21 protein-coding genes and 1 pseudogene are annotated in these 20,675 nt (G+C 57.9%); 13 read left to right on the forward strand and 9 right to left on the reverse strand.

The window, feature by feature from the left end; all coding sequences use genetic code 11:
* The first annotated feature begins 23 nt into the window (after positions 1-23).
* Both K5R89_RS18500 and K5R89_RS18505 read left to right on the forward strand, forming a co-directional pair.
* The gene (locus K5R89_RS18500; RefSeq protein ID WP_101989152.1) at positions 24-599 is read left to right on the forward strand and encodes an RpoE-regulated lipoprotein; all 576 of its coding nucleotides are present in this window, start codon (positions 24-26) and stop codon (positions 597-599) included.
* 94 nt (positions 600-693) lie between these two features.
* Positions 694-1,593, forward strand: a complete 900-nt coding sequence (locus K5R89_RS18505; RefSeq protein WP_048297987.1) for a Dyp-type peroxidase — start codon at positions 694-696, stop codon at positions 1,591-1,593.
* 10 nt (positions 1,594-1,603) lie between these two features.
* Here the strand turns inward: K5R89_RS18505 and K5R89_RS18510 are convergent.
* Positions 1,604-1,968, reverse strand: a pseudogene (locus K5R89_RS18510) (DUF559 domain-containing protein).
* 200 nt (positions 1,969-2,168) lie between these two features.
* Between K5R89_RS18510 and cysP the strand changes: the two are divergent.
* From cysP to cysM, 5 genes are all read left to right on the forward strand, one after another.
* Entirely contained in the window at positions 2,169-3,185 is a 1,017-nt protein-coding gene (cysP, locus tag K5R89_RS18515; RefSeq protein WP_032444750.1) for a thiosulfate/sulfate ABC transporter substrate-binding protein CysP, read from the forward strand.
* A complete protein-coding gene (cysT, locus tag K5R89_RS18520; RefSeq protein ID WP_002913626.1) occupies positions 3,185-4,018 on the forward strand; it encodes a sulfate/thiosulfate ABC transporter permease CysT in 834 nt (277 codons plus the stop codon). The genes cysP and cysT overlap by 1 nt, the downstream gene beginning before the upstream one ends.
* Entirely contained in the window at positions 4,018-4,893 is an 876-nt protein-coding gene (gene cysW, locus K5R89_RS18525; protein ID WP_004201990.1) for a sulfate/thiosulfate ABC transporter permease CysW, read from the forward strand. The genes cysT and cysW overlap by 1 nt, the downstream gene beginning before the upstream one ends.
* The gene (gene cysA / locus K5R89_RS18530; protein WP_044524313.1) at positions 4,883-5,977 is read left to right on the forward strand and encodes a sulfate/thiosulfate ABC transporter ATP-binding protein CysA; all 1,095 of its coding nucleotides are present in this window, start codon (positions 4,883-4,885) and stop codon (positions 5,975-5,977) included. The genes cysW and cysA overlap by 11 nt, the downstream gene beginning before the upstream one ends.
* A 118-nt stretch (positions 5,978-6,095) precedes the next feature.
* Positions 6,096-7,007: a cysteine synthase CysM gene (gene cysM, locus K5R89_RS18535; protein WP_044524311.1), complete on the forward strand. Its 912-nt coding sequence runs from the start codon at positions 6,096-6,098 to the stop codon at positions 7,005-7,007.
* Here cysM and K5R89_RS18540 read toward each other — a convergent pair.
* A complete protein-coding gene (locus K5R89_RS18540) occupies positions 7,004-7,399 on the reverse strand; it encodes a nuclear transport factor 2 family protein (RefSeq protein ID WP_023290596.1) in 396 nt (131 codons plus the stop codon). The genes cysM and K5R89_RS18540 overlap by 4 nt on opposite strands.
* A gap of 163 nt (positions 7,400-7,562) precedes the next feature.
* Positions 7,563-8,861, reverse strand: coding sequence for a transcriptional regulator PtsJ (gene ptsJ / locus K5R89_RS18545; RefSeq protein ID WP_217259530.1), 1,299 nt, complete (start codon positions 8,859-8,861; stop codon positions 7,563-7,565).
* An 82-nt stretch (positions 8,862-8,943) separates the two neighbouring features.
* On the opposite strand from ptsJ, the gene pdxK reads away from it, so the two are divergent.
* Both pdxK and K5R89_RS18555 read left to right on the forward strand, forming a co-directional pair.
* A complete protein-coding gene (pdxK, locus tag K5R89_RS18550) occupies positions 8,944-9,810 on the forward strand; it encodes a pyridoxine/pyridoxal/pyridoxamine kinase (protein ID WP_023290594.1) in 867 nt (288 codons plus the stop codon).
* On the forward strand, positions 9,807-10,046 hold the full coding sequence (locus K5R89_RS18555; protein WP_044524307.1) for a hypothetical protein: 240 nt from the start codon (positions 9,807-9,809) through the stop codon (positions 10,044-10,046). The genes pdxK and K5R89_RS18555 overlap by 4 nt, the downstream gene beginning before the upstream one ends.
* 40 nt (positions 10,047-10,086) lie before the next feature.
* On the opposite strand, the gene crr is transcribed toward K5R89_RS18555, so the two are convergent.
* From crr to cysZ, 5 genes are all read right to left on the reverse strand, one after another.
* Positions 10,087-10,596 carry a PTS glucose transporter subunit IIA gene (gene crr / locus K5R89_RS18560; RefSeq protein ID WP_000522253.1) on the reverse strand — a complete coding sequence of 170 codons (510 nt, stop codon included), beginning with the start codon at positions 10,594-10,596 and terminating at the stop codon, positions 10,087-10,089.
* A 42-nt stretch (positions 10,597-10,638) separates the two neighbouring features.
* Entirely contained in the window at positions 10,639-12,366 is a 1,728-nt protein-coding gene (ptsI, locus tag K5R89_RS18565) for a phosphoenolpyruvate-protein phosphotransferase PtsI (protein ID WP_004201998.1), read from the reverse strand.
* Positions 12,367-12,410: 44 nt separating this feature from the next.
* Positions 12,411-12,668, reverse strand: a complete 258-nt coding sequence (ptsH, locus tag K5R89_RS18570; RefSeq protein WP_002913505.1) for a phosphocarrier protein Hpr — start codon at positions 12,666-12,668, stop codon at positions 12,411-12,413.
* A gap of 380 nt (positions 12,669-13,048) precedes the next feature.
* Complete coding sequence (cysK, locus tag K5R89_RS18575) at positions 13,049-14,020, reverse strand: cysteine synthase A (protein WP_023290592.1); 972 nt, start codon at positions 14,018-14,020, stop codon at positions 13,049-13,051.
* A gap of 173 nt (positions 14,021-14,193) precedes the next feature.
* Positions 14,194-14,955 (reverse strand): sulfate transporter CysZ, encoded by a 762-nt coding sequence (gene cysZ / locus K5R89_RS18580; RefSeq protein ID WP_023290591.1) that lies wholly within the window; start codon positions 14,953-14,955, stop codon positions 14,194-14,196.
* Positions 14,956-15,185: 230 nt separating this feature from the next.
* Between cysZ and zipA the strand changes: the two genes are divergently transcribed.
* The 3 genes from zipA (at position 15,186) to K5R89_RS18595 (ending at position 18,537) form a co-directional block, all read left to right on the forward strand.
* Positions 15,186-16,232: a cell division protein ZipA gene (gene zipA / locus K5R89_RS18585; protein WP_023290590.1), complete on the forward strand. Its 1,047-nt coding sequence runs from the start codon at positions 15,186-15,188 to the stop codon at positions 16,230-16,232.
* Positions 16,233-16,301: 69 nt separating this feature from the next.
* On the forward strand, positions 16,302-18,317 hold the full coding sequence (gene ligA / locus K5R89_RS18590) for an NAD-dependent DNA ligase LigA (RefSeq protein ID WP_217259531.1): 2,016 nt from the start codon (positions 16,302-16,304) through the stop codon (positions 18,315-18,317).
* Position 18,318: 1 nt separating this feature from the next.
* Positions 18,319-18,537 carry a DUF3820 family protein gene (locus K5R89_RS18595; RefSeq protein WP_004202007.1) on the forward strand — a complete coding sequence of 73 codons (219 nt, stop codon included), beginning with the start codon at positions 18,319-18,321 and terminating at the stop codon, positions 18,535-18,537.
* Here the strand turns inward: K5R89_RS18595 and K5R89_RS18600 are convergent.
* Positions 18,534-19,532, reverse strand: a complete 999-nt coding sequence (locus tag K5R89_RS18600) for a bile acid:sodium symporter family protein (protein ID WP_023290588.1) — start codon at positions 19,530-19,532, stop codon at positions 18,534-18,536. The genes K5R89_RS18595 and K5R89_RS18600 overlap by 4 nt on opposite strands.
* Positions 19,533-19,620: 88 nt before the next feature.
* Here K5R89_RS18600 and K5R89_RS18605 point away from each other — a divergent pair, with 88 nt between their 5' ends.
* Entirely contained in the window at positions 19,621-20,547 is a 927-nt protein-coding gene (locus K5R89_RS18605; RefSeq protein WP_048336277.1) for a LysR family transcriptional regulator, read from the forward strand.
* Positions 20,548-20,675: the final 128 nt, after the last annotated feature.

A 20,675-nucleotide genomic window follows, 5' to 3' on the forward strand; every position in this document is an offset into this window, starting at 1 on the left:
AATGACTCAGAAAGGATTGTGATATGAAATCGCTACGTGTAATGCTCTGCGCGCTTCCGCTGGCGCTGACCGGCTGCTCAACGATGAGCGCGGTCAACTGGTCGGCGGCCTATCCGTGGAACTGGTTTGGTTCTTCCACCGAGGTGACCGAGCAGGGGGTGGGGAAACTGACGGCGTCCACGCCGCTCAACGAACAGGCCATTAGCGATGCGCTGGGGAGCGACTACCGTTTGCGCAGCGGAATGAAGACCGATAAGGGGAATATCGTCCACTACTTTGAAGCGCTGAAAGACAACAGCGTGGCGCTGACCATCAATGGCGACAACGGCGCCATCAGCCGGATTGACGTCCGCGATGCCGAAATCAAAACCGCCAGCGGCGTGAAAATCGGCACACCGTTCAGCGACCTGTACAGCAAAGCCTTCGGCAACTGCCAGAAAGCCAGCAATGACAATGGCGCGGTCGTCGAGTGTCAGGCCGAGGGGAGCCAGCACATCAGTTACGCCTTCACCGGTCACTGGAGCGGCCCGGAGGAGCTGATGCCCTCCGACGATACGCTGAAAAACTGGAAGGTCAGCAAAATTATCTGGCGTCGCTAAATTGATCTGAAGAGACACGACGGCCCTGAAAAACGGTTACAATGGCGCGTTAGCAACGCGACAGCGTTGTAGTTGCATCATTTCAGGAGGAGCGATGTCTCAGGTTCAGAGCGGCATTTTGCCGGAACATTGCCGCGCGGCGATTTGGATTGAAGCCAATATCAAAGGGGACGTTAACGCCCTGCGCGAAGCGAGCAAAAATTTTGTCGATAACGTGGCCACCTTCCAGGCTAAATTCCCCGACGCTAAACTCGGTGCGGTGGTGGCGTTCGGCAATACCGTCTGGCGTCAGCTGAGCGGCGGCGAAGGGGCGGAGGAGTTAAAAGATTTTCCGGTCTACGGCAAAGGGCTGGCGCCATCCACCCAGTATGACCTGCTGATTCATATTTTATCCGCCCGCCATGAAGTGAACTTCTCGGTGGCGCAGGCCGCGCTGGCCGCCTTTGGCGACGCTATCGAGGTGAAAGAAGAGATCCACGGCTTCCGCTGGGTGGAAGAGCGTGACCTCAGCGGCTTCGTCGACGGCACCGAAAACCCGGCGGGGGAAGAAACCCGTCGTGAAGTGGCGGTGATCAAAGACGGCGTGGATGCGGGCGGCAGCTACGTATTCGTCCAGCGCTGGGAGCATAATCTCAAACAGCTGAACCGCATGAGCGTGCCGGATCAGGAGATGATGATTGGCCGCACCAAGGAAGCCAACGAAGAGATCGATGGCGACGCACGTCCGGTCACGTCTCACCTGAGCCGCGTTGACTTAAAAGAAGATGGCAAAGGGCTGAAAATCGTCCGCCAGAGCCTGCCGTATGGCACCGCCAGCGGTACCCATGGCCTCTATTTTTGCGCCTACTGCGCGCGTCTGTACAACATCGAGCAGCAGCTGCTGAGCATGTTCGGCGATACCGACGGCAAACGCGACGCGATGCTGCGCTTCACCAAACCGGTGACCGGCGGCTATTACTTCGCGCCGTCCCTGGAGCGTATTCAGGCGCTGTAATGCTTTCCCCTCACCCTAACCCTCTCCCTGAGGGAGAGCGCCGGGGTGAGGGGGAGAGTTCCTCGTGCGTGCGCAGGATCACCTGCAGCACGCCGGTTTCGTTCCGGTCATACTCGATATTCCAGAAGCGTAAAACGGTCCAGCCTTGCTGCTTAAGCCATGTTGTGCGCCGGGCATCGTATTCAGTCCGGCTGTCATCCTGGTCGCCGGCGAACTCAATCACCAGGCGAAATCTTGAATATAGGGTCCAGCGGGATGCTGGCGGCGAAACTTGTAGCTGGCAAAACGGCGATCGCGCAGCTGGTGCCACAGGCGGCGCTCCTGCGGCGTCAGGTGGCGGCGCAACTGCCGGGCGTCATTTGTGCTGTTTTCCATTAACAAAGTGTGCCACGCTGTTCGCCCCTCGTCCGATTTCATCACCTTATTTGCCAGCCGCTTTCAGCTAAGCTTTGCCAGGTGCTTATTCCCTTTTCGACTTCCAAATCGCCAAACGGTATATAAAACCGTTACTCCTTTCGTACCCGTTATAAATATGATGATCATCAGTAAATGATCATTTTTGATAAGGGTGCGCAATGGCCGTTAAATCACTGAAAAAAGGATATCTGGCGCTGGCGGCTTCCATGCTGCTGGTGGCGCAGGCGCAGGCGACGGAGCTGCTGAACAGCTCCTATGATGTCTCCCGCGAGCTGTTTGCCGCCCTTAACCCGCCTTTTGAGCAGCAGTGGGCGAAGGACAATGGCGGGGACAAGCTGACCATCAAGCAGTCGCACGCTGGCTCGTCCAAGCAGGCGCTGGCGATCCTGCAGGGCCTGAAGGCGGACGTGGTGACCTACAACCAGGTGACGGACGTGCAGATCCTGCATGACAAAGGCAACCTGATCCCGGCCGACTGGCAAAGCCGCCTGCCGAACAACAGCTCGCCGTTCTATTCGACGATGGGCTTCCTGGTGCGCAAAGGCAACCCGAAAAACATTCATGACTGGAATGACCTGGTCCGCTCTGACGTTAAGCTGATCTTCCCGAACCCGAAAACCTCGGGCAACGCGCGGTACACCTACCTGGCGGCCTGGGGCGCGGCGGATAAAGCCGACGGCGGCGATAAAGCCAAAACCGAACAGTTTATGACCCAGTTCCTGAAGAACGTCGAAGTCTTCGACACCGGCGGACGCGGGGCGACCACCACCTTCGCTGAGCGCGGCCTGGGCGATGTGCTGATCAGCTTCGAGTCGGAAGTGAACAATATTCGCAAGCAGTATGAGGCGCAGGGATTTGAAGTGGTGATCCCGAAAACCAACATTCTGGCGGAGTTCCCGGTGGCCTGGGTGGATAAAAACGTCAAAGCCAACGGCACGGAAAAGGCGGCGAAGGCCTACCTGAACTGGCTCTACAGTCCGCAGGCGCAGACCATCATTACCGACTACTACTATCGGGTAAACAACCCGAAAGTGATGGATTCGCTGAAGGATAAATTCCCGCAGACCGAACTGTTCCGCGTGGAGGACAAGTTTGGCTCCTGGCCTGAGGTGATGAAGACCCACTTCGCCAGCGGCGGCGAACTGGACAAACTGCTGGCGGCGGGGCGTAAGTAATGTTTGCTGTGTCGTCCAAGCGCGTGCTGCCGGGCTTTACCCTGAGCCTCGGCACCAGCCTGCTGTTTGTCTGTCTGATTCTGTTATTACCGCTCAGCGCGCTGGTGATGCAGCTGGCGCAGATGAGCTGGGCGCAGTACTGGGATGTGATCACCAACCCGCAGGTGGTGGCGGCCTATAAGGTGACGCTGCTGTCGGCGTTCGTGGCCTCGATTTTTAACGGCGTCTTCGGCCTGCTGATGGCGTGGATCCTTACCCGCTATCGTTTTCCGGGCCGCACGCTGCTGGATGCCTTAATGGATCTGCCGTTTGCGCTGCCGACGGCGGTGGCCGGCCTGACCCTGGCTTCGCTGTTTTCGGTTAACGGCATTTACGGGGAATGGCTGGCGAAGTTCGATATTAAAGTGACCTATACCTGGCTCGGTATCGCCGTGGCGATGGCGTTCACCAGCATCCCCTTCGTGGTACGTACCGTGCAGCCGGTGCTGGAAGAGCTGGGACCGGAATATGAAGAAGCAGCGGAAACGCTGGGCGCTACGCGCTGGCAGAGCTTCCGCAAGGTGGTGCTGCCGGAGCTGTCGCCAGCGCTGCTGGCGGGCATTGCCCTGTCGTTTACCCGCAGCCTCGGCGAATTTGGCGCGGTGATTTTTATCGCCGGCAACATCGCGTGGAAGACGGAAGTGACGTCGCTGATGATCTTTATTCGACTGCAGGAGTTTGACTATCCGGCGGCGAGCGCCATCGCCTCGGTGATCCTGGCCGCCTCACTGCTGCTGCTGTTTTCCATCAATACCCTGCAGAGTCGCTTTGGTCGACGCGTGGTAGGTCACTAATGGCGGAAGTTACTCAATTGAAACGCTACGACGCGCCCCGCATCAACTGGGGAAAATGGTTTCTGATTGGCGTCGGGATGCTGGTCTCCGCCTTCATCCTCGTGGTGCCGATGCTTTACATCTTTATCCAGGCCTTCAGCAAAGGGTTAATGCCGGTGCTGGAAAACCTGGCCAATCCGGACATGCTCCACGCCATCTGGCTGACGGTGATGATTGCCTTGATTACCGTGCCGGTGAACCTGGTGTTCGGGACCTTGCTGGCCTGGCTGGTCACGCGCTTTACGTTCCCGGGACGCCAGCTGCTATTGACGATGCTGGATATCCCGTTCGCTGTCTCGCCGGTGGTAGCCGGTCTGGTTTATCTGCTGTTCTACGGCTCTAACGGTCCGCTGGGCGGCTGGCTTGATGCGCATAACCTGCAAATCATGTTCGCCTGGCCGGGCATGGTGCTGGCGACGATCTTTGTCACCTGTCCGTTTGTGGTGCGTGAGCTGGTGCCGGTGATGATGAGTCAGGGCAGTCATGAAGATGAGGCGGCGGTCTTGCTGGGCGCTTCCGGCTGGCAGATGTTCCGCCGGGTGACGCTGCCCAATATTCGCTGGGCGCTGCTGTACGGCGTGGTGTTGACCAACGCCCGCGCCATCGGCGAATTCGGCGCGGTGTCGGTGGTCTCCGGTTCGATCCGCGGAGAAACGCTGTCGCTGCCGCTGCAAATTGAATTACTGGAGCAGGATTACAACACCGTCGGCTCGTTTACCGCCGCGGCCCTGCTGACGTTAATGGCTATTCTGACCCTGTTTTTAAAGAGTATGTTGCAATGGCGTCTGGCCAATCAGGAAAAACGCGCGCAACAGGAGGGAAATCATGAGCATTGAGATTGCCAATATTAAGAAATCGTTTGGTCGCACCCAGGTGCTGAATGATATCTCGCTGGATATCCCTTCCGGACAAATGGTTGCGCTGCTGGGGCCTTCCGGCTCCGGGAAAACGACCCTGCTGCGGATTATCGCCGGGCTGGAGCATCAGACCAGCGGTCATATCCGCTTCCACGGTACCGACGTCAGCCGGATGCACGCCCGCGACCGTAAAGTGGGCTTCGTCTTCCAGCACTATGCGCTGTTCCGCCATATGACGGTGTTCGATAACATCGCCTTTGGCCTGACCGTGCTGCCGCGCCGCGAACGACCCAACGCCGCGGCGATTAAAGCCAAAGTGACCAAACTGCTGGAGATGGTGCAACTGGCTCACCTGGCGGATCGCTATCCGGCGCAGCTGTCCGGTGGTCAGAAACAGCGCGTGGCGCTGGCGCGCGCCCTGGCGGTAGAGCCGCAAATTCTGCTGCTGGATGAACCTTTCGGCGCGCTGGATGCGCAGGTGCGTAAAGAGCTGCGCCGCTGGCTGCGTCAGCTGCATGAAGAGCTGAAATTTACCAGCGTGTTCGTCACCCACGATCAGGAAGAGGCGATGGAAGTTGCCGACCGGGTGGTGGTGATGAGCCAGGGCAACATCGAACAGGCCGATGCGCCTGAACGCGTGTGGCGTGAGCCGTCGACCCGCTTCGTGCTGGAGTTCATGGGGGAAGTGAATCGCCTGCAGGGGGTTATCCGCGGCGGACAGTTCCACGTTGGCGCTCACCGCTGGCCGTTAGGCTATACCCCGGCTTACCAGGGGCCGGTGGATCTGTTCCTGCGTCCGTGGGAAGTGGACATCAGCCGCCGAACCAGCCTGGATTCGCCGCTGCCGGTGCAGGTCCTGGAGGCCAGCCCGAAAGGCCACTACACCCAATTAGTCGTCCAGCCTCTGGGGTGGTATGACGAACCGCTGAGCGTAGTGTTAACGGGCGATGAGGCGCCGTCCCGCGGAGAACGGCTGTTCGTCGGGCTGCAAAACGCGCGCCTGTACAACGGTTCCGAGCGTATCGAACCGCGCGGCGAGCTTGCTCTGGCGCAGTCGGCCTGATAGCTTAAATCCATGTGCTTTTGCCGGGTGACGCTGTGCTTACCCGGTCTGGAATTATCATGCGTCTGGTAGGCCGGGTAAGCGAAGCGCCGCCCGGCTTTTTTATTGAGTAAAAATCGTGAATACACTCGAACACACCATCGGCAATACCCCTCTGGTCAGGCTTCAGCGTCTGGGGCCGGACAATGGCAGCGAAATCTGGGTCAAACTTGAAGGCAATAATCCAGCCGGTTCGGTGAAAGATCGCGCTGCGCTGTCGATGATCGTTGAAGCGGAAAAGCGGGGCGAAATTCAGCCCGGCGACGTGCTAATTGAAGCGACCAGCGGCAACACCGGTATCGCGCTGGCGATGATCGCCGCGCTGAAAGGCTACCGGATGAAGCTGCTGATGCCCGATAACATGAGCCAGGAGCGCCGGGCCGCGATGCGCGCCTATGGCGCCGAGCTGATCCTGGTCACCAAAGAGCAGGGGATGGAGGGGGCCCGCGACCTGGCCCTGGAGATGGCTCAGCGCGGGGAGGGCAAACTGCTCGATCAGTTCAACAACCCGGACAACCCCTACGCCCACTACACTACCACCGGGCCGGAAATCTGGCAGCAGACCGCGGGGCGTATCACCCACTTTGTCTCCAGTATGGGGACCACCGGCACCATTACCGGCGTGTCACGTTTTCTGCGCGAACAGAGTAAACCGGTGACCATTGTCGGCCTGCAGCCGGAGGAGGGCAGCAGTATTCCCGGGATACGCCGCTGGCCGGCAGAGTATATGCCGGGGATCTTTAACGCTTCGCTGGTGGATGCGGTGCTGGATATTCATCAGCAGGATGCCGAGAACACCATGCGTCAGCTGGCGGTACAGGAAGGCATTTTCTGCGGCGTCAGCTCTGGCGGCGCGGTAGCCGGGGCGTTACGTATCGCTCGTGAAAATCCAGGCGCGGTGGTGGTGGCGATCGTCTGCGATCGCGGCGATCGCTACCTCTCCACCGGCGTGTTCGGCGAGGAACACTTTAGCCAGGGAGCGGGTATTTAATCATCGAGCAGGTCGGTGCCGTAGGAGTTATCGACGGTGCACAGCCAGCGCTCGCCCTGCTTCTGAAAGACATAGGTTGCGCGTCGCGTAACCTGTGTTATCCCCTGTGCCGTCGGGATATCCAGCCGGGTCTCCATAATCACCAGCGCATTGCCGCCGCCCTCGATGACCTCCATTTTCCCCTGAGTCACTATCAGCCGGTGCTGGAAATAGTCGGCAATGGCGATAAACGCTTTGCGGATATTCTCTTTCCCTCTGACCACCATGCCCGGTTTGACGACCAGCGCGGCGTCTTCCGCGTAATAGCCCATCAGGGTATCGTAATCTTCCTGCGAGATAGCGCGGTCGCAGGCCTCAATGACTGTTTTTAGCGTCAGGTCAATGTGATGCATCTCTGGTGCTCCTTATTGTGAGCGATTTGTCAGCCACCGAGAGCGTTGTATCCGTCTCGACGTTCCGGTCATGCAGGTAAGACTACGCCTGTTTTCGTTTAATTTTTCAGTAAGTTGTCGACAGCTGCCATCCCTCCCCGATGCGTTCGGCGCACTGCCTGCGTCAGGGGGCGTCTAACACCTGGGCTATATCGGCCGCCAGGCGGGCAATTTCAGCATCGCTCAGGCGACCCAGCGACAGGCGTAGCCCGTGGGAGGGCGTACTGATGCCAAACACCTCCCCCTCGCGGACCAGCCAGCCGGCCCGGGCCAGGCGTAAGGCGTAGGGTTGGCTCGCCGTTGGCAGCGGCAGCCAGAAATTGAGGCCATCGCCAGGCGCAGCATGACTGTCGCCGTGCCGGGCCAGCGCTGCCGCCAGTTTCTCATTCTGTTGCCGATAGTGACGGCGGGTCTCCGTCATCGAGGCGATAAACGCCTTATCGGTGAGACAGGCCAGCGTCAGATCCTGCAGCAGATGGCTGACCCACTGGCTGCCGGCGTTAAGCCGCAGACGCAGCGCGGAGGAGGTGTCGACATCGCTGGCGATAAAAGCCAGCCGCAGGTCTGGCCCGAGGGTTTTTGACATCGAACGCACCACCGCCCAGCGTTGGGTGCTCGCTGGCAGAGGAGAAAACCAGGGCGTGGCCGACAGCAGGGCAAAATGGTCATCGACGATCGCCAGCACCTGCGGATAGCGGGCCAGCACCTCCCGCAGGGCATGCGCCCGGGTTTCCGTCAGGCTACAGCCGGTAGGATTGTGCGCGCGCGGGGTCAAGATCACCGCCCGCGCGCCGTTGCGTAACGCCTCCTCCAGCCCGTCTGGATCCATCCCCTCGGCATCCACCGCCACCGGGCAGGGGGTAAAGCCAGCGTAACGCACCATATTGATGCTGCTGAGAAAACAGGGATCTTCAACCACCACGCCGTCGCCGGGGAGCAGCAAGGCGCACAGCAGACGCTCCAGCGCGTCAATCGCCCCGCTGGCGAGATTCAGGGCAAAGGGAACGGTTATCTCCCTGGCAAACCATGCCTCAGCCCATTCTCCTAGCCGCGGCTCGATGGGGGCATCGCCATACAGGCGGGGCGTGCGGGCAATTTGGCCCAGATAGCGTGGTAAATCAGGCAGCCTGGCGGGGTCCGGATTGCCGCTGGAAAGATCGTTCAGCGGCGTCGTGGGGTCACCGCCTTCCAGCGCTGGCAGCGGATCCCGGGCTTTGATAGCTGTGCCGTTTCGTCCCTGGCTGACGGCCAGCCCGGAGGTGACCAGCCGTTTATAGGCGGCGGCGACGGTATTGCGATTCACCGCAAGCTGGCTGGCGAGCTCGCGGACCGGCGGCAGAACCTCTCCGGGCTGCAAGCCACCGCTCTGCACCAGATGGCGGATATGATCGAAGATATCGCTGGCGGTTTTTCCGGCAAACATTATTGACCTATGACAAAATGAAATTTAGCATAGGACGAATCATAATCAGAGCGTGACCCGCTGTCCAGCGGGGGGAGAAAAGATGGGCCAGCAAGATGACATACAATCAGTGCTCTTTCACGACAAAAGCCGGGCGTCGGAAGTCGATATCGTCGCCGTGCAGTCGCAGGTAGTCTACGGCAGCGTCGGCAACAGCATCGCGGTACCGGCGATTAAACAGCACGGTCTGCGCGTGCTGGCGGTGCCGACGGTGCTGTTCAGCAATACGCCCCATTATGAGACGTTCTATGGCGGCATTATCCCGGAGGAGTGGTTTGTCGGGTACCTGCAGGCGCTGGAGGAGCGCGACGCGTTGCGCGAACTGCGTGCGGTGACCACCGGTTATATGGGCAACGCCGTGCAAATTGAACGTCTGGCGCAGTGGCTGACGCGGGTCCGCGACCGCCATCCCGATCTCTGTATTCTGGTGGATCCGGTGATTGGCGATGTCGACAGCGGCATCTACGTCAAGGCCGAGATCCCGGACGCCTATCGTCAGCACCTGCTGCCGCTGGCGCAAGGGATCACCCCTAATCTGTTTGAGCTGGAGACGCTGAGCGGCCAGCGCTGTCGCAATCAGCCGGAGGCGGTCGCCGCGGCGCGTAGCCTGCTGTCGGACAGCCTCAAATGGGTGGTGATCACCAGCGCGCCGGGAGAGGCTGATTCGACGATCAATGTGCTGGTGGTGACGGCCGATGCGGTGGAGGTGGTGGTTCACCCGCGGGTGGAGACGGATTTAAAGGGTACCGGCGATCTGTTCTGCGCCGAGCTGGTGAGCGGGTTGCTTTCCGGCCTGGCGCTGGGTGCTGCGACGGAGGCAGCCGCCCAGCGCGTGCTGGAGGTGATGAACTGGACTGCCGCGCAGGGATGTGACGAACTGATCCTGCCTCCGCTGGAGAAACAGAGATGAAAAGCTATCGATTAGTAATCCGTCAGCAGGGACGCATTGTTGGTCATTTTGATACTTCAGGGGAGGCGGCGCTGGAGGATGCCTGCGTGGCGCGGTCGCTGTTCGGCCTGGCCGGTGGATATCAGTGTGAACTGCTGGTCTCTGACAGCGAGCGGCGAATTCTGGAGAGCACTCCGGAAGGATTGCGTATCTTATCCCGCGAAAAATGCTATCAGCCGGTGACCCACGCGATATAAAAAAATGGCGCCTTTCGGCGCCATTTTTATGCAGCAGATATTACTTCTTGATGCGGATTACCGGGGTTTCACCCACGGTCACGCTACCGGACAGTTTGATCAGCTCTTTGATCTCGTCCATATTGGAGATAACCACCGGAGTCAGGGTCGACTTGGCTTTCTCTTCCAGCAGCGGCAGATCGAATTCGATAACCGGGTCGCCGACTTTCACGCGCTGGCCTTCTTCAGCGATACGCTTGAAGCCTTCGCCTTTCAGTTCAACGGTATCAATACCGAAGTGAACGAACAGCTCGATGCCGCTATCAGATTCAATAGAGAACGCATGGTTGGTTTCGAAAATTTTACCAATGGTACCGTCTACCGGCGCGACCATTTTGTTGCCGGTCGGTTTGATGGCAATCCCATCGCCCACAATTTTTTCCGCAAAAACCACATCCGGCACGTCTTCAATGTTGACGATCTCACCGGAGAGGGGAGCAACAATCTCAATAGTTCCGGTGTCTTTCTTGTCATCAGAAACCAGAGATTTCAATTTATCAAACAAACCCATGATCTTCTCCTAAGCAGTAATTTGGGCCGCGCATCTCGTGGATTAGCAGATTGTTTTTTCTTCAATGAACTTGTTAACCAGCGTCATTAACTCGTCCGTTGTCGGTTGAGCAAGAGCCTGCTCTGCTAATACTTTCGCATCTTCGAAGTTCGTGTTACGAATAATCTTCTTGATGCGCGGGATGGAAATGGCGCTCATAGAGAATTCGTCCAGCCCCATACCCAGCAACAGAAGTGTAGCACGTTCATCGCCCGCAAGCTCACCGCACATGCCAGTCCATTTACCTTCAGCGTGAGAAGCATCAATAACTTGCTTAATCAGATTCAGTACAGACGGTGACATCGGCTGGTAAAGATGTGAAATCATATCATTACCACGGTCAACTGCCAGAGTATATTGCGTTAAATCATTGGTGCCGATACTAAAGAAATCAACTTCTTTGGCCAGATGACGAGCAATGGTCGCCGCAGCCGGTGTTTCCACCATCACGCCGATCTCAATGGATTCGTCAAATGCTTTACCTTCGTCACGCAGTTCCTGTTTGTAGATTTCGATCTCTTTCTTCAGCGCACGCACTTCTTCAACAGAGATGATCATCGGGAACATAATGCGCAGCTTACCGAAAGCGGAGGCACGCAGGATGGCGCGAACCTGATCGCGGAGGATCTCTTTACGATCCATCGCGATACGCACAGCACGCCAGCCGAGGAACGGGTTCTCTTCTTTCGGGAAGTTCATGTACGGCAGCTCTTTGTCGCCGCCGATGTCCATGGTACGCACGATAACGGCCTGAGAGCCACAGGCTTCAGCCACCGCTTTATAAGCCGCAAACTGCTCTTCTTCGGTTGGCAGCGCGTCGCGATCCATGAACAGGAATTCAGTACGATACAGGCCTACGCCTTCGGCGCCGTTGCGCTCAGCACCTTCGACGTCGCGAACGGTACCGATGTTGGCGCACACTTCAACCTGATGGCCGTCGAGAGTAATCGCCGGCAGATCTTTCAGTTTCGCCAGTTCGGCTTTTTCTTCCGCAACCTGAGCCTGCAGATTACGCAGCGCTTCAATTTGCTCGTTAGACGGGTTGATCAGAACCTGGTTGTTCACCGCGTCGAGAATCAGATAGTCGCCGTTTTTCACCTGCGCCGTGATGCTGCCGGTGCCCACGATGGCCGGCAGTTCGAGGGAACGCGCCATGATGGAGGTGTGGGAGGTACGGCCGCCCGCGTCGGTGATGAAACCCAGCACTTTTTTCAGGTTCAGCTGTGCGGTTTCTGACGGGGTCAGATCGGCGGCGACGAGAATGACTTCATCCTGAATCGCGCTCAGATCGATGATGGCCAGACCAAGGATGTTGCGCAGCAGGCGCTTACCGATATCACGTACGTCAGCCGCACGTTCTTTCAGGTATTCATCGTCCAGCTCTTCCAGGGCAGTGGCCTGACCGTCGATAACTTCATTGGCTGCCGCGTCGGCAGTCATATGCTTATCTTTAATCAGGGCTATGATTTCCTGCTCAAGCTCCTCATCTTCCAGCAGCATAATATGCCCTTCGAAGATGGCTTCTTTTTCTTCACCGAAAGTTTCACCAGCTTTGGTTTTGATGACCTCCAGCTGGGCGGAGGCCTTGGCGCGGCCGCTCAGGAAACGTTCGACTTCCTGATCAACCTTATCGGCAGAAATTTTCTTCCGGTCGATGACAATTTCATCTTCCTTCAGCAGCAGTGCTTTGCCGAAGGCGATACCCGGGGATGCTAAAATGCCTGAAATCATAACCCTACCTTACTTGTGACTGATATGAAAAAGAACCCGTGAACTTACTCGAGTTCAGCCATCAGTTTAACCAGATGCTCAACCGCTTTCTGTTCATCTTCGCCTTCCGCGGAGAGGGTTACTACGGTGCCCTGGGTCAGGCCCAGAGTCTGCAGTTTGAACAGGCTTTTGGCGCTGGCGCTTTTGCCGTTGGAGGTTACAGTGATCTCAGAAGTGAAGCCTTTAGCTTCTTTAACAAACTGAGCAGCAGGGCGGGTGTGCAGACCGTTCGGAGCGGTAATGGTAACTTCTTGCTGGAACATTATATTTCCCCAACTTATAGGTTTAGTGTTGTGGACCTAAAGTCTAGTCTAACGACTCGACTTTAGCCTGTATTGTTAGCGCCGGCGTTACGTTTCCGGCCTTGGCGTCGGCAGCGCCTGGCGCTGCGAAGACCTGCGGGCCATTGACGTCTAGCACGTCATTAAACATTATGCCGCGAAAGGAAGACTTGAACCAAATCATAAAATCGATTCAGCTGGCGGAAATCCTCTTCTGAATAATTTCGCGCATCAAAATAAATGTGCTGGTTAAATACCAGACCCTACGAGGTGAATCAATGCCAGGAGGGGTAAAACTTTGACGTATGCCACAAAAAAGCACCTGAAAAGGTGCTTTTTTACACATTGTTTACAAGCTGGCACTACTGTTGCAGTTCTTTCTCGGTGAAGAGATCGGCAAACAGCGCGGTGCTTAAATAACGCTCACCCGAGGAAGGCAGGATAACCACAATATTCTTATTGGTAAAGGCTTCATCTTCCTGCAGCTTCAACGCCGCGGCAACGGCGGCCCCGGAAGAGATACCCGCGAGGATGCCTTCTTCTTCCATCAGGCGGCGTGCCGTGGAGATCGCTTCATCATTGGTGATACCGATCACTTTGTCCACCAGCTTCAGATCCAGGTTACCAGGAATGAAGCCGGCGCCGATGCCCTGAATTTTGTGCGGGCCCGGCTTGAGCTCTTCACCCGCCAGCGCCTGGGAGATAACCGGCGAATCGGTCGGTTCAACCGCGACAGTGAACAGATCTTTTTTGCCCTTGGTGTTTTTAATGTAGCGGCTGACGCCGGTCAGCGTACCGCCGGTACCTACGCCGGAGATGAAGACATCCACCTGACCGTCGGTGTCTTCCCAGATTTCCGGGCCGGTGGTCTTTTCGTGGATTTCCGGGTTAGCCGGGTTGCTGAACTGCTGCAGCAACAGGAATTTTTCCGGGTTGCTGGCGACAATCTCTTCCGCTTTCTGAATGGCGCCTTTCATGCCTTTGGCGCCTTCAGTCAGCACCAGGTTGGCGCCCAGCGCTTTCAGAAGCTTACGACGCTCGATGCTCATGGTTTCCGGCATGGTTAGCGTTAGCTTGTAGCCGCGAGCCGCCGCCACGTAGGCGAGGGCGATACCGGTGTTGCCGCTGGTCGGTTCGACCAGTTCCACGCCAGGTTTCAGCACGCCGCGCTTTTCAGCATCCCAGATCATATTGGCGCCGATACGGCATTTTACGCTAAAGCTCGGGTTACGAGATTCTACCTTTGCCAGGATACGGCCGTTACCAATGCGGTTCAGTCGTACCAGCGGCGTATGACCGATAGTCAGGGAGTTGTCTTCAAAAATCTTACTCATGGCCCGTCCTTAACTGTATGAAATTTGGGGGTACGGCATCAGCATACCCGCTTAAAGAATATGCGGAAGTAAGGATTTAGCATATCTATATGCGGAAGGGAAATAATGATGATCAAGAAGGAATAAGTGAGATATAAGGAGCGGCTTTCGCCGCTCCAGGGGAAGTGCTGCTGTTACTTCCAGCTGGCGTGTCTGTCGCGATAGCAATCGACCCACATGGCGGTGGCGCCGCAGATAGCCACCGGGAGGATCACCAGGTTTAACACCGGGATCATGGTGAACAGGCTGGTGAGCGCGCCAAACTGCATATTCATCACCTTGCGGCTGCGCAGCGCTTCGCGCATGGTCCTGAAGGGGACCTTGTGGTTATCGAAGGGGTAATCGCAGTATTGAATCGCCAGCATCCATGCGCTGAACAGGAACCAGAGTACCGGGGCCACCGTCTGGCCAACGCCGGGTATAAAGTAGAGCAGCAACAGTACGATGGCGCGGGGCAGGTACCAGGCCAGCTTCTGCCACTCACGCTTCATGATGCGCGGAATATCCTTCATGATGCCAAAGACGCCGACGTCCGGCGGGGTGGCGCCAGTCAGACGCGCTTCCAGCTGTTCCGCCAGCAGGCCGCTGAACGGGGCGGCAATCCAGTTGGCAATAGTAGAAAAGAAATAGCCAAACACCAGCAGGATCGACAGCACCACCACCGGCCACAGCAGGTAATTTAGCCACTGCAGCCAGTCAGGCACATGGCTCATCAGCGAAGGGATCCAGCTGTCGAGACGGGTAAACAGCCACCAGAAAGCACCGCCCATCAGCAGCACGTTAACCAGTAAAGGCAGGAAGACATAACGACGTATGCCCGGCAGCCTGATGAGTTTCCAGCCCTGCGAAAAGTAGTATACGCCGCTACGCGGGGTCGGTGCGGATGATGAAACCATAGCCAGGCATTGCTCCTTTTTGAACATCCAGTGTGAATGCTCGCTTATTTTATCGGGTCGTCAGACAATAACCAGTTAGGAAATGTTCGAAAAAACAGCAAAAAGCACGATTTAGTTCATCTTTATGTGGTGAAAGCGACCGACGCACTTGCACTTGAGGTAATCGGCAAATACTCTTAGTGAGTAAATGTTTGCCGTGGTGGCAAGGTGTTAGAACAACAGAGAATATAATGATGCAGGATTTGCGTCTGATATTAATCATTGTTGGCGCGATCGCCATAATCGCTTTACTGGTACATGGTTTCTGGACCAGCCGTAAAGAACGTTCTTCGATGTTTCGCGATCGCCCACTGAAACGTATGAAGTCGCGCGACGATGAGTCGGAAAACGACGACTTTGATGATAATGTTGAAGGCGTAGGTGAAGTCCGCGTTCATCCGGTGACTCACGCTCCGCACGGCGCGCATGGGGAGCATGAAGCCCCTCGTCAGGCGCCGCAGCACCAGTACCAGCCGCCTTACGAGCGCCAGATGCAGCAGCCTGTGCGTCCTGAGGAACCGGTTCGTCAGGCGCCGCCGCGCCAGGCCCCGGCACAACCGCAGGGACAACCGTCTGCGCCGCATGCAGCTCCACAGCCTGGCTGGCAACAGCCGCAACCCGCGCAGCCGCAACACCAGCCGCAACCTGCTGTGCAACAGCCTGTCGCGCCGCAGCCGGTGACCCCGACCGTCGCCCAGCCGCAACCGGCCGCTCCGCAGCAGCCTGCGCCCCAGCCTGTTGCCGCGCCGCAGCCCGCGGTTGCTGAACCGCAGCCGACAGAGCCGCAGCAGCCTGCAGCGCCCCAGCCGAAAGAGCGTAAAGAGACGGTCATCGTGATGAACGTTGCCGCGCACCATGGCGCGCAGCTTAACGGCGAGGTGCTTATCAATAGCATCCAGCAGGCCGGGTTCAAGTTTGGTGAAATGAATATTTTCCACCGCCATCTGAGCCCGGACGGCAGCGGCCCGGTACTGTTCAGCCTGGCCAACATGGTGAAGCCGGGGACCTTCAATCCGGACAGCATGGCGGATATGATGACCCCTGGGGTGACTATCTTTATGCAGGTCCCTTCCTACGGTGATGAACTGCAGAACTTCAAGCTGATGCTGCAGTCTGCGCAGTATATCGCCGATGAAGTGGGCGGCGTGGTGCTTGACGATCAGCGTCGCATGATGACGCCGCAAAAACTGCGTGAATACCAGGATCGTATTCGCGAAGTGAAAGACGCGAACGCCTGACGTCGCGCGTTATCTCAACTCCTTCTCAACCCCCGCCTGTCGGGGGTTTTTTATCATTGATGGTGTGATATGGAACCGATCGAACAACAACTGACTGAACTGCGAACCACGCTTCGCCATCATGAATACCTGTACCACGTTATGGACGCACCGGAAGTGCCCGATGCGGAGTATGACCGGCTGATGCGCGAGCTGCGCGAGCTGGAGAGCCAGCATCCGGAGCTGATTACCCCGGATTCACCGACTCAGCGCGTGGGGGCGGCGCCGCTGACCGCCTTCAGCCAGATCCGCCATGAAGTGCCGATGCTGTCGCTGGACAACGTGTTTGACGAAGAGAGCTTTCTGGCCTTCAACAAGCGGGTGCAGGATCGCCTGAAAAGCACTGACCCTCTCATCTACTGCTGCGAGCTGAAGCTCGACGGCCTCGCGGTGAGCATTCTCTACGAAAACGGCGTGCTGGTGCAGGCGGCGACCCGCGGCGACGGCACCACCGGCGAGGACATTACCTCTAACGTGCGAACCATCCGCACCATCCCGCTCAGGCTGCATGGCGATAATATTCCCGCACGCCTGGAAGTGCGCGGGGAAGTATTCCTCCCGCAGGCCGGGTTCGAAAAAATCAATGAAGAAGCTCGACGCACCGGCGGAAAAGTGTTTGCTAACCCGCGCAATGCGGCGGCGGGCTCGTTGCGCCAGCTGGACCCGCGCATCACCGCGAAGCGACCGCTTACTTTCTTCTGCTACGGCGTTGGGGTGCTGGAGGGCGGTGAGCTGCCGGCCAGCCACTCGGCCCGTTTACAGCAGTTTAAAGCATGGGGATTACCGGTGAGCGATCGCGTCACCCTATGTCATACCCCCGAGGAAGTGCTCACTTACTATCGTAAAGTCGAGGAAGATCGTCCCCATCTGGGCTTTGACATTGATGGCGTGGTGATCAAAGTCGATTCGCTGGCGCTGCAGGAGCAGTTAGGTTTCGTGGCCCGCGCGCCGCGCTGGGCCGTGGCCTTTAAGTTCCCCGCCCAGGAGCAGATGACTTTCGTCCGGGACGTGGAGTTCCAGGTGGGCCGCACCGGGGCGATTACGCCGGTGGCGCGCCTGGAGCCGGTCCATGTCGCCGGCGTGCTGGTGAGTAATGCCACGTTGCATAATGCCGATGAGATCGAACGCTTAGGCTTGAAAATCGGCGACAAGGTGGTGATTCGCCGGGCAGGCGACGTGATCCCTCAGGTGGTCAACGTGGTGCTTTCCGAACGCCCGGCAGATGCCCGGGATGTTGAATTCCCGACCCACTGCCCGGTCTGTCAGTCCGACGTTGAGCGAGTGGAAGGCGAGGCGGTAGCCCGCTGTACCGGCGGCCTTATCTGCGGCGCGCAGCGTAAAGAGTCGCTCAAGCACTTTGTCTCCCGTCGCGCGCTGGACGTTGATGGCATGGGCGACAAGATCATCGACCAGCTGGTGGAGAAAGAGTACGTCCATACCCCGGCGGATCTGTTCCGGCTGACCGCAGGGAAACTGACCGGGCTGGATCGGATGGGGCCGAAGTCCGCGCAAAAGGTGGTCAACGCTCTCGAGAAAGCCAAAGAGACAACCTTTGCGCGTTTCCTCTACGCCTTAGGCATTCGCGAGGTAGGAGAAGCGACGGCGGCGGGCCTGGCGGCGCATTTCGGCACTCTCAAGGCCCTGGAGCAGGCTTCCATTGAGGAGCTGCAGAAGGTCCCTGATGTCGGCATTGTGGTCGCCACCCATACCTTCAACTTCTTTGCCGAAGAGAGCAACCGCGATGTCATCGCGCAGCTGCTGGCGGAAGGGGTCCACTGGCCGGCGCCGGTGGTGGTGAAGGCGGAAGAGATTGACAGCCCGTTTGCAGGCAAAACCGTCGTCCTGACCGGCAGCCTCAGTCAGCTGTCGCGGGATGACGCCAAAGCGCGTCTGGTGGCGCTGGGGGCGAAGGTGGCGGGCAGCGTATCGAAGAAGACCGATCTAGTGATTGCTGGCGAAGCGGCGGGTTCTAAGCTGGCGAAAGCGCAGGAGCTCGGCATCGAGGTGATTGACGAAGCCGAAATGATGCGTCTGCTGGGAGAATAACGTGGATAAAGCGCAGCTGGTCGAGATCGCCAATACTGAGATGCCGTTCGGTAAATACAAGGGGCGTCGTTTAATCGATGTCCCGGAGGAGTATTTATTGTGGTTTGCGCGCAAGGATCAATTCCCTGCCGGCCATCTCGGCGAGCTGATGGCGCTGACCCTGCTGATTAAAAGCGAGGGGCTGAGCGATCTGGTCCAGCCCCTGAAGAAAGCGCGTTAAGCTTTGGCGGCGTTGGCCTTTTCCTGAGCGAGACGCGCATCGGTTTGCTGTTTATAGCGCCGCGCCAGCACCGCGCAGACCATCAGCTGGATTTGATGGAAGATCATCAGCGGCAGCACCATGATGCCGAGGATGGAGGTCGGAAAGAGAATATTGGCCATTGGGATGCCGTTGGCCAGGCTCTTTTTCGAACCGCAGAAGACGATGGTAATTTCATCGGCTTTGTTAAAGCCGCAGCGGCGGGCGACGAATACATTGACTGCGATGACGATGGCCAGCAGCACCAGGCTGACCACCACGATAAACAGCAGCGATCCCAGACCCACTTTATGCCAGATGCCGTTCACCACCGCCTCGCTAAAGGCGGAGTAAACCACCAGCAGAATCGAGGTCTGGTCGGTCTTACCAATCCACTTCTTATGCTTCGCCACCCAGTTGCCGATCCACGGCCGCGATAAATGGCCGAGCACGAAAGGCAACAGCAGCTGCAGCATGATCTTTCCGACCTGCTCGAGGCTACCGCCTGCGCCATGAAGGTTCATCAGGGCACCCACCAGCAGCGGTGAAACAAAGATGCCCAACAGGCTGGAGGCCGAGGCTGAGCAGACCGCCGCCGCGACGTTGCCTCCGGCCAGCGAGGTGAAGGCGATGGCGGATTGCACGGTGGCCGGCAGAATGCACAAATAAATAAAGCCGCTGTAGAGCATCGGATCGACCTTCACCGGCGCCCACCAGGCAAACAGAACCCCCAGCACCGGGAAGAGAATAAAGGTGCTGCACATCACCCACAGATGCAAACGCCAGTGGCTGCCGCCGGCGATAATTGCCTCCCGGGAGAGTTTGGCGCCGTGCATAAAGAACAGCAGGGCGATGGCGGCGGTGGTCAGATGTTCAAAGAAGGGGACGAAAGCGCCACGGGCCGGGAAGAATGAGGCCAACAGGACAACGGTGACCAGGGTTGCCGTAAACGGATCGAGAATGCGGAAAAGTTTCATAAACGCTCCTGAAAAGAGATGCGTTATTGTGCTTTTTTTGATTTGAGAAATAAAATTGATTTATTGCATCTATTCATGAATAAAAAAGATGAATTACTCTCTGCGTCAGTTAAAAGTATTTGTTACCGTCGCCCGCGCCAGGAGCTTTAGCCGGGCGGGGGAGATGATTGGCTTAAGCCAGTCGGCCGTCAGCCACAGCGTCAAGGAGCTGGAGCATCAGACCGGGGTCCGTCTCCTCGACCGTACCACCCGGGAGGTGGTCCTCACCGAGGCGGGTCAGCAGCTGGCAGGCAGGCTGGAGCGTTTGCTCGATGAGCTGGCGGTGACGCTGCGCGATGCCGGTCGGGTAGGCCAGCAGCTGAGCGGCACCGTCAAGGTTGCCGCCAGTCAGACGATTTCCGCCCACCTTATTCCCCAGTGTATTGCTCACAGCAATCGTCGCTATCCTGATATCGATTTCGTGCTGCACGACCGGCCTCAGCAGTGGGTGCTGGAGAGTATTCGCCAGGGGGAAGTGGATTTCGGCATTGTGATTGACCCTGGCCCGGCGGCGGACCTGCAATGTGAAGTGGTCCTGGCGGAACCTTTTTTGCTGCTCTGCCGGGAGGATCATCCTTTTGCCAGCCTGACTGAAGTGCCATGGCAGGCGCTACGGGATGAGAGACTGATCCTGCAGGACTATGCCTCCGGCAGCCGTCCGCTGATTGATGCGGCTCTCAGCAGGCTGGCTGTCCGGGCGAACATTGTGCAGGAGATTGGCCATCCGGCAACGCTGTTTCCGATGGTGGAGTCGGGAATTGGCATCAGCGTACTGCCGGCGCTGGCGCTGCCGTTACCGCAGGGAAGCCATCTGGCGGTGAAGCGACTCACTCCGATAATGGAGCGGCAGCTGATGCTGGCATGCCGGAAAAATCGCTCGCTGTCGACCGCCGCCCAGGCCTTATGGGAAATCGTGCGAGAAGAAGGGGAGAATCTCACCGCCGCCAGGGTTGAAGATCCGCTGTATCAGCGTTGATAGCGGTTTATCGCCACGGGGAGGCTCGTGGCCAGAGCGTGCGTTCCGCGCATAGCAAAAAGGCGCCTTTAGGGCGCCTTTTTACATTGGTGGGTCGTGCAGGATGACTCGGCTTCGCCTCGCCCTTC

This window comes from Klebsiella sp. TF21-TM (assembly GCF_019753495.1).
Taxonomy (GTDB): domain Bacteria; phylum Pseudomonadota; class Gammaproteobacteria; order Enterobacterales; family Enterobacteriaceae; genus Klebsiella; species Klebsiella quasipneumoniae.